Source organism: Caulobacter sp. AVps18 (genome assembly GCF_058681425.1).
Window position 1 is genome coordinate 2,488,477 of record NZ_CM178737.1, and the last position, 12,895, is coordinate 2,501,371.

Genomic DNA, 12,895 nt, shown 5'->3' on the forward strand with positions numbered 1-12,895 from the left:
GGTCGCTACGCGCCAGGTTCGGCGCGCGCGAGAGCCCCTTTGAGCACCTTAAGGAGCGGCTCGCCAACAGCCAATTTTGTCGATTACCCGCCTCTCCGCTGACATTCGCAAGCTAAACGCCAGTGGACGCGAGCTTAAGCTAAAAAAAACGCCGCGACCCGGGAGGGGGCCGCGGCGTGCAGGAAGAGAAAGTCGCCTGCCTAGAAGGTGTAGCGGAAGCCGGCCGTTAGAATGCGGCCCGCGCCCGCCGAGTACTTACGAACCACGCTGGGGTCATAATTCCACTGCGACTCGGGTTCGTTGAAGAGGTTCTGGACGGACAGGTCCGCACGCATCTTCTTGCTGAACTTGTAGGAGACCTTCGCGTCGACATATTGCGTCGACTCCACGCCTCCGAAGTCGTTGAAGGGGCTGGTGCAAACTCCGCCCGTCGCCAGATCAGTATCCAGTCCAGGCGGGCATAGACCAGACGACTGCGGAAACACCGAAGCAAACCTATCGCGCCAGCTGTAGGAAATCCGGCCGTCGAACTTACCCTTTTCATAGTAGAGGGTCATGTTCACCGCGTTGGGTGATGCAAACGGCCAAGGCGCCTTGGCCCATTTGCCGGACTGGGTGAGGTAGTTCAATTCTGACTGGATATGGGTGACGTTGGTGATGACGCCGAAGTTCTTCCAGATCCCTGGCAGGAAGTCGAACGCCTGCTGATACTGGACCTCGATGCCGTTAACGACGCCACCGGGGCTGTCGACATAAGATGTTACTGTCCAGATATTCTCTCCATCCAGGTAAGCGGCCTGCACAGGCGTCAAGCTCAAGCCGCCGCGCAGGGTGGAGTAGAGTTCGGGCGGCAGGAACTCGTCCAGCTTGGCGCTGAAGGCCTGTTGGCGGGGATAGGAGCCCAGCTTCTTCTTGAACAGCGCCACCGAAACCAGGGTGCTCGATTGGGGATACCACTCGAAATTCAGGTCGAAGTTGTCTGACCGGAAGGGTTCGAGCTTGGGATTGCCCAGTGTCACGCGCGGTGTATTGGCGCCGCTGTCCATGGCCGCCGGCAGCGAGATGCTGCTGACGCCTGGAGACAGGTTCCCCAGCGACGGTCGAGCCATGGTTTTGGCCGCCGCGAAGCGCACCATCAGGGTGTCAGTGAGCTCGTAGACCAGGTTCAAGGACGGCAGGGTGTCGGTGTAGCTGTTTGTACCCGTCATTACGGTGCCGTTGAGGGCGCCGCTGGTGCCCGAGGCCACGCTGTCGACTTCGGTCTTGGCAATCCGCACGCCGGTGTTTCCGCGCAGGCGACGGCCAAACAGATCGATGTCGAAATCACCCTGAACGTAGGCGCCGGTGTCCTTTTCCTGAACCGACAGGCCATCGCCCAGGGTGGTCTGCAGGCGCCAGTCAGCAAACTGATTGACGCAATTGCATTCGAAATCGAGCAGGCGGGCGAAGGTGTCGCGATCGGGTGAGAACCAGGCGGTCGGGGTTCCAGCTGGAAGCTTCAGGCCGGCACCGAAGTCCACCACACTGCCCATCTGGGCCAGGGTGAGATTGGCGTATTCAGGCTTGTTCTGCTCGCGGCCGTACTTGTTGAGTTCCTTGATCGAGGGAATGACGCCGCGGCTGAAGGTCGAGGAGAAGGTCTCGAACTGGTACTTGCGCTGGCTGGCCCCGAACGAGACCGTCAGGTGGTCGTTCCACTCGTAGCGGAAGTCGCCACGATAGGTTTCGTAGCGGTTGTTGAGGGCACGAACATATCGAGCGATGCCCGAATAGCCCTTTACGATGTCGGCGCCGCCCCACTGGTTGACGTCTGCAGCATTGAAGTTGGGGTTGAACACCGGCATGTCGCCGCCGCCCCGCTCGTCATAGACGAAGCCGTCCTTGTCTAGCGTGAAGAGATCCACGCGGCCGCCGTCAATACGCAGGTGCGAATAGGACTTGCCGTAGACAAACTGACCGCTCAGCTTGTCAGTGAACTGCTGATCTAGCGTAACATCGATCTGGTTGAAGATGCTGTTGTTCTTCGAATAGGCGTTGTTGCTCATCCAGTCGAGGCGGTTGAGCTTCATGTAGTCGACCTGACCGGCGTCGTTGATATGCAGGTCTTGGATAGTGGTGTGCGGTTTGCCGACCAGTTGGTCATACATCAGGATGCCGCGCGGATCTGCGGCGGCGGCTCCGGCGTTGAAACCGACCGAACCGGGATTGTTGTAATAGTCGTAGGTGTCGAGGTTGTAGGGGTTGGTCGACCAGGTGTTGCTACCCAGGACGGTGGGCACGGCCACGTAGGCTGAGCCGTTCCAGTACTGCGCGGTCGAGAACACCGGAGTTGCAGTGTTGCCCAGCGTGCCCGTGCAGTTCAGCGTGGCGCTGGTGGTGCATGAGTTGCCGTAGACGCCACGGCGATCGCCGAAATAGTTGAAGTTCGAAGCCGAATAGGGGCGCAGGCCGGTGGCCGCATTGGTCAGGCCGATCTCAGCGCGGGCGTTGTCAAACTGGCGATTGAGGCCGAACGACCCCAGAATGTGCGATTGGTTGTTGACCTTGAATTGGGCCCACAGGCCATCGACGCGAACTTTCGTCTTTTCAGTCGGGGCGAACTCGATGGTCGTTGTCAGGCCGATGCGCTCTTGGCTCAGGTCCTGCTGTTGCAGGCTGGTCAGGGCGGGAATGGTGGTCGACAGATTCTTCTCGAGTTGGGCCCAGGCTGCGGGGTCGGAGCCGAACATCAGCGAATTGGCGTCGATGCCAAAGGCGGTGCGGCCAATGCCCGACGCCGCCGGACTGGTGGCCGTCTGAGTTGGAGCAGCAAAACCCCAGAAGCAGTTGAGCGGCGAGCGATTGGTCGTGGCGTTGACCACAGGCGCGCCGCTGGTGATGCAGCTGGGAGCAAAGCTCCCCCCGGTGCCGTTGCGCACCGGGCCGGCCAGATCCGAGCCCCGGTAAAGCACCTCGAATTGGCCCGGATTGCGGTCGTAGAAGCTCAGACCCGTGTCGCGCTTTTGATAGGCACCTGAAAAAAGGATGCCGAGCTTGTCGTCGAAGAACGTTCTGGAGGCCATGGCGGCGAAGCGTGGATTGTGCTCCTTGCCGTTGCTGTAGAAGTTGTCCTGAACCGAAAGGATGAGCTTCTTGCCGATCTGCAGTGGTCGGCCCGTGTCGATATCGACCGTGGCACCGAGCGAGCCTTCATCGACAATGGCCTCGGCCGACTTTTGCACCTTTAGCGAACTGAAGAGATCTGACGCAAAGACGTTGTAGTCAAAGCCCCGGGTCCGATTGATCGAGGTCTGGCCTTCGTTGTTGCCCGAAGCGGCGACGGTTTCGATACCGTTGATCCGGGTGCGTACGAAGTCACCGCCCAGGCCGCGAACCGTGATCGTTCGGCCCTCTCCGTTCTCGCGTTCGATCGAAATGCCGGGCAGGCGCTGGAGGGCCTCAGCCAGGTTCGATTCCGGGAATTTGCCGATGTCCTCGGCCTTGATCACATCGATCATGGCATTCGAGACGCGCTTTTCGTTTAGCGCCTTTTGGAGCGAAGACCGGAAGCCCGTAACGACGACTTCCGAAACCTGCCCCTCATCGCTCTTGGCGTCGGTCGTTTGCCGGGCTTGAGCGCCCGTTGAAATCAGCGCGACGCTGAGCGCCGAAACACTGGCCAGCAGCAAGCTGCGCTGGCGATTGCGCTTAGTCATCCTGTCCTCCCCTAGTCCGGCGCCACCATTTTTTGCCCGCGTCGAACGCGGGCGGATCAGGCTGCCGTCGCGAGGATACTGTAACGAAAAATTTCGAAATTCAATCCGAAAGCTTGTGAAAATTATCACACACCTTCGAAAATCGAAACTACTCGAAAGTCAGGCTCGGTGCGCGCTCTGGTGCATGCAGTCGGAGAGTAGGTTGGGCGCGCGGTTGAATGCTTCCTGCTGGACGGGGGGATCAGGGCTCCAACCGCGCCACAACGACGGTCGTGTCCCGGGACGTGGTGTAGCTCGTTGGCGATAGCGTAGCCGCTCGCGACGCGCGCCTTCCCCATGGCGCCGTAGCGAGCGAGCGGCGTAGCGGTGGTCATCCACGATCTTCGGTAGGGTTGGGTTGCGAAGCTCAACCTGAACCAAGGACCGAAGATGACCGAAGACACAATCGCCCTTCGCGGGCTGATGGAGAAGAGCGGCGACAGCGATTTTCTACGCGAGATGATCGGGTTCGCCGCCCAACGCCTTATGGAGCTGGAGGTGGGCGGCCTGACTGGGGCTGCGCACGGCGAGAAGAGCCCCGAGCGGCTGGCGCAGCGCAACGGCTACCGCGATCGCGACTGGGAGACGCGGGCGGGCACGGTGGAACTGCGGATCCCAAAGCTTCGCAAGGGCTCCTACTTTCCGGGCTTCTTGGAGCCGCGGCGGCTGGCCGAGAAGGCACTGACCGCGGTGATCCAGGAGGCCTACATCCAGGGGATCTCGACCCGCTCGGTGGATGACCTGGTCAAGGCGATGGGCATGAGCGGCATCTCCAAGAGCCAGGTCTCGCGGCTCTGCGAGGAGATCGACGAGCGCGTCCAGGCCTTCCTGACCCGGCCGATCGAGGGCGACTGGCCCTACCTGTGGATCGACGCCACCTATGTGAAAGACCGCACCGCCGGGCGTATCGTGTCCAAGGCCGTCATCGTCGCCGTGGGCGTCAACGCCGATGGCCGGCGCGAGGTGCTGGGCCTGGCGGTGGGCCCTTCCGAGGCCGAGACGTTCTGGACGGACTTCCTCAGAAGCCTGGCCCGGCGCGGCCTGCGGGGCGTCAAGCTGGTGACCTCCGACGCCCACGAGGGTATCAAGGCGTCGGTCTCCAAAATCATGAACTGCACTTGGCAGCGTTGCCGCGTCCACTTCATGCGCAATGTCATGGCTCACGCCGGCAAGAGCGGTCGCGCCATGGTCTCGGCCTTCATCGGCACGGCCTTCGCCCAGGACGACGCCCAGGCCGCCAAGACCCAATGGCGCGGCGTCGCCGACCAACTGCGGCCCAAACTCCCCAAGCTGGCCGGCTTCCTCGACCAGGCCGAGACCGATGTCCTGGCCTACATGACCTTCCCCGCCGCCCACCGCACCAAGTTGCACTCCACAAACTCCCTGGAGCGGCTCAATGGCGAGATCAAACGCCGGACAGAGGTCGTAGGCATCTTCCCCAACGAGGCCGCCATCATCCGGCTCGTCGGCGCCATTCTGCTCGAGCAGAACGACGAATGGGCCGTCCAACGATGCCGCTACATGACCCTGGAAAGTGTCGCTCCCTTGAGCGATGATCCCATCGTCAGCCTGCCCATCATGGCGGCCTGACCAATCCGGCTCAGCCGGAGAGCGCGGTGATCACGCCGACGCAGTTACACCACGCGATGGGACACGACCACAACGACCGTACCTACCCGCGTGCGCCTCGAGATAAGGCCCTCGGTCTGCAGGCGCGCGAGTGCGGCGCGAACGGTCACCCGCGCCAAGCTGTAGCGCTGCGCCAGGGCGCGCTCAGTGGGCAGCTTCATGCCGCAGGGAAACTCGCCGCAGAGGATCGCCGCCCTGAGATGTTCCGCCAATGCGCCGTGGATCGACCTTACACGCCGTCCAGATGCGACGAAGTCGGAAAAGGTGCCGTCAAACAAGCCCTTCAAAGGGGCGGCCTCGCGCGCCTCGACGCAGGCCGACGGCTGGCGGGCGACGGTCAAGCGCCAATCGCCGCCACGGCCTCAGCCGTAATGCCAAACTCCTTGTACAGGCGCTCGAACGGCGCTGAGGCACCAAAGCCGGTCATGCCGACGAACTGGCCGGTCTCGCCGATGAAGCGCTCCCAGCCCTGGCGCACGCCGGCTTCGACGGCGATGCGGACCGGGGCCCGGCCGATGACCTGGGCCTGGTAGGCGGCCGGCTGCTGGTCGAACAGCTCCCAGCAGGGCACCGAGACCACGCGGGTCGGCTTGCCCTGGCCTTGCAGGAGGTCGCGGGCGGCCACAGCCACCCCGACCTCGGTGCCGGTGGCGAAGATTGTCACGGCCGCCTCGCCGCCCTCGGCCGCCAGCAGCTCATAGCCCCCCTTGGCCGACAGGTTTTCGCTGCCGGTGGTGCGCACGGCCGGGGTCTTCTGGCGCGACAGGGCCATGATCGACGGCGTGGCAGTGTGCTCCAGGGCCAGCTTCCAGCACTCGGCGGCTTCCACCGCGTCGGCCGGCCGGAAGACCAGCAGGTTGGGCATGGCCCGCAGGCTGGCCAGGTGTTCCACCGGCTGGTGGGTCGGTCCGTCTTCGCCCAGGCCGATGCTGTCGTGGGTCAACACGTGAATGACCCGCACGCCCATCAGGGCCCCCAGGCGGATGGCCGGGCGGCTATAGTCCGCAAAGGCCATGAAGGTGCCGGAATAGGGAATGACGCCGCCGTGCAGGGCCATCCCGTTCATGGCCGCCGCCATGCCGAACTCGCGCACGCCATAGTGCACATAGCGACCGGCATAGTCGGGAGCGTCGAACGCCTTCATGCCCTTGACGAAGGTGTTGTTGGAGCCGGTCAGGTCGGCCGAGCCGCCGATCATTTCCGGGATGGCCGGGATCAGGTGCTCGAGGGCCGAGCCCGAATGCACCCGCGTGGCATTGACCGGCTTGCCGGCGGCGGCAGAAGCGATGTGCGCGTCGACAGCCTCGAAGGCGGCGGCGGGGAGGTCGCCCTTCATGGCCCGGGTGAAGTCCGCGCCCTGGGCCGAGGCCTTGACGCCGGCTTCCCAGGCCTTGCGGACCCGCGCGCCGCGACGGCCCACGCTCTTCCAGGCCCTGGCGATGTCGTCGGGCACGGTAAAGGGCGCCGCGTCCCAGCCCATGGCGACGCGCGAAGCGGCGATCTCGGGGTCGAACAGGGTATAGCCGTGGCTGTGGGGGTCGCCTTCTTTCGGGCCCGCGCCCTTGGAGATCAGCGTCTTGCACGCGATCATCGAGGGGCGGTCCTGCTTGGTGGCCCAGCGCAGGGCGGCGGCGATCTTGCCGTGGTCATGGCCGTCGACGACCTTGACCGCCCAGCCGGCGGCCTTGAAGCGCGCGATCTGGTCACCGGTCTCGGCGATGGTGGCGACGCCGTCGATGGTGGTGTTGTTGTCGTCAAACAGCACGGTCAGCTTGGACAGCTTCAGGCGGCCGGCGATGCTGATGGCTTCGTGGCTGACGCCCTCCATCAGGCAGCCATCGCCGGCGATCACCCAGGTGCGGTGATCGACCAGATCCTTGCCGAACCGGGCCGACAGGTGAGCCTCGGCCATGGCCATGCCGACCGAGGTGGCCAGGCCCTGGCCCAGCGGGCCGGTGGTGCATTCGACCCCGGGCGTGTGGTGCACTTCAGGGTGGCCGGGGGTCAGCGAGCCCCATTGCCGGAAATTCTCGATCTCCTTCATCGTCATGGCCTTGTAGCCGGTCAGGTGAAGCAGGGAGTAGAGCAGCATCGAGCCGTGGCCGGCCGACAGCACGAAGCGGTCGCGGTCGGCCCAGTCGGGCTTTGAGGCGTCAAACTTGAGGAACTTGCTCCACAGCACGGTCGCCACATCGGCCATGCCCATCGGCATACCCTGGTGTCCGGACTTGGCCTTGTGGACCGCTTCCATGGAAAGGACGCGGATCGCGTCGGCCATCTTGATGGGCGAAACGGGCATGGCTGAGAGCCTCGCGGAGTGTGCGGACGGGGAGGGGAGGGACAAGACCGTGGACTAAGCAGTCATGGCCTGACGCAACGCTTGTCGCCAACGGACCAGGATCGCTTCGCGGTCGCTCGGCGTCATCGATGGTCTAAACACGCGAGCGTCCTGTTGCGGAACGCCCATGTCCTGTCCAAGACCCTTGGCCGCCATGCGTGCCGCGCCTAGGGCGCTGACCTCGGTGACTCCCGCGCGCCGGACTGGCCGATCAATCAGGTCACAAAGCAGTTGCACAAAGAGGTCGTTGCGTGCGGCCCCGCCATCGACATTGAGTTCGCGAACTTCAGCGTGGAGATCGGCGCTCATGGCGGTGAATACGTCATGGATCTGTAAGGCCATGGCCTCCAGGGCGGCCCTGGCGACATGACCGGGTCGCGTGCCGAGGGACATTCCCGTCAGGACGCCGCGCGCTTCGTCGTTCCAGTGGGGCGCGCCCAGTCCGGCCAAGGCCGGTACAAAAACCACGCCGCCGCTGTCGACCTCGCTCTTGGCCAGGGCCGTTAGTGCCTCTTCATCCGCAAGGCCCAGCAGCCTTGCGGCGAAGGCGGCGGTGAGTCCCGAAACGGAGATATTACCTTCCAGCGCATGGAATGCGCGGGCTTGTTGGCTCCAGGCTATGGTGCTCGAAAGACCATGGGCCGACCAAATCCGCGCGTCCGTCACCGTCATCACTGACGATCCTGTTCCGCAAGTGACCTTGACCTCGCCGGCCCCGCTCAGGCCATGGCCATAGAGCGCCGCGTGAGAGTCGCCCAGGATCGCGTGAATGGGCACGCCGCCGGGAAGGGCGCAGACGCCTGGCGCGGTGTGCCCAAAATGGCTGTCGGAGGGTGAGATCTGAGGCAACATCGCCAGGGGGATATCGAAGAGGCGCGCCATCTCCGGGTCCCATTGGAGACTATCGAGGTTCATCAATTGGGTACGCGATGCGTTGCTGTGGTCGGTGGCGTGATTAGCCCCGCCCGTCAGCTTCCAAAGCAGCCAGCTGTCGACTGTGCCGGCCTTGATCTTGCCCATGCGGGCGCGCACCCGGCCGTCCGGAATCTGGTCCAGAAGCCATGCGAGTTTTCCGGCCGAAAACATCGGATTGAGGGTGAGGCCTGTGCGCGCGACGACGTCGGGCTCATAGCCATTGGCCTTGAGGCTTTCGCACTGCGGGGCCGAGCGCGAGCACTGCCACAGCACGCAAGGTCCGAGCGGCTGGCCCGTCTCCGCCTCCCAGATCAGGATAGACTCGCGCTGGTTCGACAGGCCAATCGCATCGACGGCGCGCCCATCGGCGAGGATCTCGCCGATAACCTCGCAGACGCTCGTCCAGATGTCGTCCGCCGACTGCTCGGCCCAGCCGGGCGCGGGATAGGTGACAGTCGTGGGCCTGGAGGCCTGGACCAGCGCGACGCCGTCGAGACCAAACAGCAGCGCCTTGGTGTTCGTCGTCCCCTGATCGATCGCCAGGACCGTGCTCGGGCTCACAGGCGAGGGCTCGCGGTCACAAGCTGACGAACCGATGCGGCGATGCCCGTGGAGGTCAGGCTGTAGTGTTCCATAAGCCATTCTGCCGAACCGGTCGGCAGGAAGCCCGGAAAGCCCATGATCTTGAGCGGGCAGGGCGAAAGGGTCGACAGGACCTCCGCGACCGCGCCGCCCAGACCCCCGCGAACGGAGTGTTCCTCAACCGTCACGACCGCTCCAGTGCCGGCCGCGTCGAGGATGGCGTCGACATCGAGCGGGTTAAGGGTGGCCATGTTGACCACCCGCGCCTGAATGCCTTCGGCCGCCAGCGTCTGGGCCGCGGCCAAGGCGCGGTGGACCATGACGCCATTGGCGATGATCGCCGCGTCTGAGCCTGCGCGAAGCACCTCGGCCTTGCCGATCTCGAACCGTGGCGTCTCGCGCTTGAGGGCCGGCACGGGCATGCGGCTGATCCGAATGAACATGGGGCCGTCGGTCTGAGCTGCGGCCTTGATCGCTTCGGCCGTTTCCCAGGGGTCGGAAGGCACGATGATGGTCAGGTTGGCCATGGGCCGCAGCCAGGCGAGGTCTTCAATCGAGTGGTGGGTGGGGCCAAGCTCACCATAGGCTACGCCGCTGGAGATCCCGCACAGCTTAACATTGGCCTGCGAATAGGCGACATCGGCCTTGATCTGTTCGAGGGCCCGACCGGTAAGGAAGCAGGCCGCGCCGCTGACGAAGGGGATCTTGCCGCCATTGGCCAAGCCTGCGCCGACTCCGACCATCGCCTGCTCGGCAATGCCCACATTGATTAGGCGATTGGGGAAACGGCTGCGGAACTTGCCCAGCTTGCTGGAGCCGACGCTGTCATTGACCACGGCCACGATGCGCTCGTCTTGTGCGGCCAGCGCCTCCAGGGTTTCCACATAGGCTTCGCGACAATCGAAGAGACCTTCGGTTTTGGCGGCTTCACTCACGCGGCCAACTCCTTCATCGCTTGGGCGTACTGCTCGGCGCTGGGGCAACCATGGTGCCAGCTGGATTGGTCTTCCATGTAGGAAACGCCCTTACCCTTGACCGTCGAGGCGATTACGCACCGGGGGCGTTCCCCCTTGGCTTCGAGGGCGGGAATAAGCGCGCCCGGGTCGTGACCATTGATCTCCACGACCTCGAAACCGAAGGCCCGCCATTTGTCAGCCAGGGGTTCGAGGGCTACGGTGTCCTCGGTTGGCGCGCCCTGTTGCAGACGGTTGCGGTCAACGATGACTGTCAGGTTGACGAGCTTGCGGTGGCCTGCGGTCATCGCTGCTTCCCAGCAACTGCCCTCCTGAAGTTCGCCATCGCCCGTCAGGACAAAGGTCCGGAAGTCTCGACCGTCGATCTGGCCGGCGATGGCCGCACCGACTGCAACCGGCAGGCCGTGGCCCAGGGGACCGGTATTGGTCTCCACCCCGGGCAGATAGGTGCGGCTGGGGTGGCCATTCAGCCGCGACAGGGGCTTGAGATAGGTGTCGAGCTCAGACTCGGAAAAAAATCCAGCTCCGGCCAGAACCGAGTAGAAGGCGCCGGTGCAATGGCCCTTGCTCATCACGAAGCGATCACGATCAGGGGCGTTGGGCGCGGACGGGTCAATGCGCAGGACATCGAAATAGAGCGCCGCGAGGATGTCGGCGGCCGACAGGTCACCGCCTGGGTGACCCTGGCCGGCCTCATAGATCATTCTTAGCGCCGTGCGCCGGATCCAGTTCGCGCGCCCGGCAACGTGGGCGATGCGTTTGCCCAGCGGTTCACCGGCCCGAAGAGGGGCTTCCACCATGAATAGACCTTGTTCCAGGACGGTCGCTTTACCGCCGCCTCATGCCTTTGGGAGGCTGGCTTCGCGCACGGTTGCCCTGACGGCCATCGCGTGGGTGCTTCCTAGTCTCCCTTGAGCGCAAGGCTAGTGGTGTGCGCTCCTGAACGCAACGTTGAATTCTGTCGTTCTCTTACGATTTCTTTCGAAAATTTAGGATGAGGCGAGTGTGCGCCGTTTTCGGCACTGGAAAATATGAGCAAAATCAGAATCTTAAGCTGCGCCCCTTGGGGTGGGGCTGCCGCCGCCCACCGTTCGCATCCTAGATTGACAGCCGAAAGGGTGCATGACAGGTTCCGGCGGAATTTCGAAAACATTCGAAAGTAAGCGCTAGAAAATGGCGTGCCGGGGAGGGTGTTGCGTGCGGGGCAGGCAGGGATCGAGTTCTCAACGCGGGCTTATCCGTATCGCCCTGGCGCTCGCCATGGCGCTCCCGGCGCTGTCGGCGTGCAAGGTCGTGCCGATCGCCGCTGACCGAGCCGCCCGTGAGCGTCTGGCCGCAGCCTTCGAGGCTGATCGCTATGTCGATGCGATCTGGGCGACCCAGGCCGACCCCTACTGGGAAAAGGTCAAGGTGCCGCTCGCAGACGTCGCCGCCGCCGTTAGTCGCGACCCCGACCAAGCCGCCAAGCGCTTTGGGCATCGGCCGGGCGAAGGGGCGGCGCCCGTCTATGTGGTCGCCGCTGAAGGCCGCGTCGCTGCCGTGAGCGATGGCCGGGCGCGCAGGATTGAGGTCCGGGTTGAGCCGGTCGGCGGCTCCAGCCTGACGCTCGATCTGCAGGTCGGGCCGGTGGTTTCGGGGACGGCGCTGCGCGACAGCCTGCCCTTCGTGACGTTTAATGATTTTGCCAACCAGATCGATTTCGCCGAGGTCGGATCGGCCCTGACCAAGCGCGCCCTAGCGGAAAGTGGGCCGGCGGCGCGCGCGCTGCAGGTGGGCGACAGGGTGCGGTTCGTGGCGGTCCTGCCGGTCGGGGACGATCCTCAGGCGCTGGTCGCCACGCCGTTGAACCTCGAACGTCTTGGCGCGGGGCTCTAGGAGCTGTGGACTCTAGGGATTCCCGAAGGGTGCGAAGCGTGATTCAAGACTGTCTTTTGGGAGGCGGTCTTGGGTGTGATGGATCGTTTGGTGCTGAGTGACGCTGATTGGGACCGGATGTCTGGCCTGATCATCGGGCGTCCTGACCAGAAGGGCTCGACCGGCCGCGACAACCGGATGTTCGTCGAGGGCGTGTTGTGGATCGTGAGGACGGGCTCGCCCTGGCGCGATCTGCCCGAGGTGTTCGGCGATTGGAATAGCGCCTTCCGGCGGTTCAGTCGCTGGAGCCAGAAGGGCGTCTGGCGGCGGATCTTCGAGGCGATGTCGGGCGATCCAGACTTCGAATACCTGATCATAGACTCCACCATCGTCCGCGCCCACCAGCACGCTAGCGGGGCCAAAAAGGGGGGTCTGAAGATCAAGCCCTTGGACGCTCGCGCGGCGGACTGAGCACCAAGGTCCACATGGCCGTGCGAGGCCTGGGCCAACCAGTCCGGTTCATTCTCACGGCCGGGCAACGGGGAGACGCACCTCAAGCGGGTCCGTTGATCGAAGGCTTGCCGGCCAAGGTCGTCATGGCCGACACCGCCTACGATGCAGATCATCTGCGTCAGGCGATCACCGCCAAGGGCGCCGTCGCCGTCATCCCCAACAATCCTTCACGCGCTCAGAAATATACGCTCGACCCGCACCTCTACGCCCAGCGCCACCTCGTCGAGTGCTGCTTCAGTCGCCTCAAGCAGTTCCGCCGTGTCGCCACCCGCTTCGAGAAGACGGCGAGAAACTACCTCGCCGTCCTGCACCTCGCTGCCGCAATACTCTGGATGCGATAAGTGTCCACAGCTCCT

Annotated in this window: 9 protein-coding genes; 3 read left to right on the forward strand and 6 right to left on the reverse strand. The window is 64.0% G+C overall.

All coding sequences use genetic code 11. The features are described from left to right. Window positions 1-200: 200 nt before the first annotated feature. Window positions 201-3,695 carry a TonB-dependent receptor gene (locus ACW179_RS11250; protein ID WP_492059606.1) on the reverse strand — a complete coding sequence of 1,165 codons (3,495 nt, stop codon included), beginning with the start codon at window positions 3,693-3,695 and terminating at the stop codon, window positions 201-203. A 429-nt stretch (window positions 3,696-4,124) separates the two neighbouring features. Here ACW179_RS11250 and ACW179_RS11255 point away from each other — a divergent pair, with 429 nt between their 5' ends. After that, window positions 4,125-5,324 carry an IS256 family transposase gene (locus ACW179_RS11255; protein ID WP_492059584.1) on the forward strand — a complete coding sequence of 400 codons (1,200 nt, stop codon included), beginning with the start codon at window positions 4,125-4,127 and terminating at the stop codon, window positions 5,322-5,324. A 44-nt stretch (window positions 5,325-5,368) separates the two neighbouring features. Here ACW179_RS11255 and ACW179_RS11260 read toward each other — a convergent pair whose 3' ends face one another. Genes ACW179_RS11260 through ACW179_RS11280 form a run of 5 tightly spaced genes read right to left on the reverse strand, consistent with a single transcriptional unit; the run spans window position 5,369 to window position 10,972 of the window. Next, window positions 5,369-5,704, reverse strand: a complete 336-nt coding sequence (locus ACW179_RS11260; RefSeq protein ID WP_492059607.1) for a winged helix-turn-helix domain-containing protein — start codon at window positions 5,702-5,704, stop codon at window positions 5,369-5,371. Further along, complete coding sequence (tkt, locus tag ACW179_RS11265) at window positions 5,701-7,662, reverse strand: transketolase (RefSeq protein WP_492059608.1); 1,962 nt, start codon at window positions 7,660-7,662, stop codon at window positions 5,701-5,703. The genes ACW179_RS11260 and tkt overlap by 4 nt, the downstream gene beginning before the upstream one ends. A gap of 54 nt (window positions 7,663-7,716) precedes the next feature. Further along, window positions 7,717-9,177, reverse strand: a complete 1,461-nt coding sequence (locus tag ACW179_RS11270; RefSeq protein ID WP_492059609.1) for an FGGY-family carbohydrate kinase — start codon at window positions 9,175-9,177, stop codon at window positions 7,717-7,719. Then, window positions 9,174-10,133: a transketolase family protein gene (locus ACW179_RS11275; protein WP_492059610.1), complete on the reverse strand. Its 960-nt coding sequence runs from the start codon at window positions 10,131-10,133 to the stop codon at window positions 9,174-9,176. The genes ACW179_RS11270 and ACW179_RS11275 overlap by 4 nt, the downstream gene beginning before the upstream one ends. Next, window positions 10,130-10,972, reverse strand: a complete 843-nt coding sequence (locus ACW179_RS11280) for a transketolase (protein ID WP_492059611.1) — start codon at window positions 10,970-10,972, stop codon at window positions 10,130-10,132. The genes ACW179_RS11275 and ACW179_RS11280 overlap by 4 nt, the downstream gene beginning before the upstream one ends. Window positions 10,973-11,432: 460 nt before the next feature. Between ACW179_RS11280 and ACW179_RS11285 the strand changes: the two genes are divergently transcribed. Both ACW179_RS11285 and ACW179_RS11290 read left to right on the forward strand, forming a co-directional pair. Then, window positions 11,433-12,047 carry a DUF2291 family protein gene (locus ACW179_RS11285; RefSeq protein ID WP_492059612.1) on the forward strand — a complete coding sequence of 205 codons (615 nt, stop codon included), beginning with the start codon at window positions 11,433-11,435 and terminating at the stop codon, window positions 12,045-12,047. A 69-nt stretch (window positions 12,048-12,116) separates the two neighbouring features. After that, a protein-coding gene (locus ACW179_RS11290) for an IS5 family transposase (protein WP_492059466.1) occupies window positions 12,117-12,880 on the forward strand; the annotation gives its coding sequence in 2 pieces (ribosomal slippage) (window positions 12,117-12,452 and window positions 12,455-12,880; 762 coding nt in all). The last annotated feature ends 15 nt before the right edge of the window (window positions 12,881-12,895 follow it).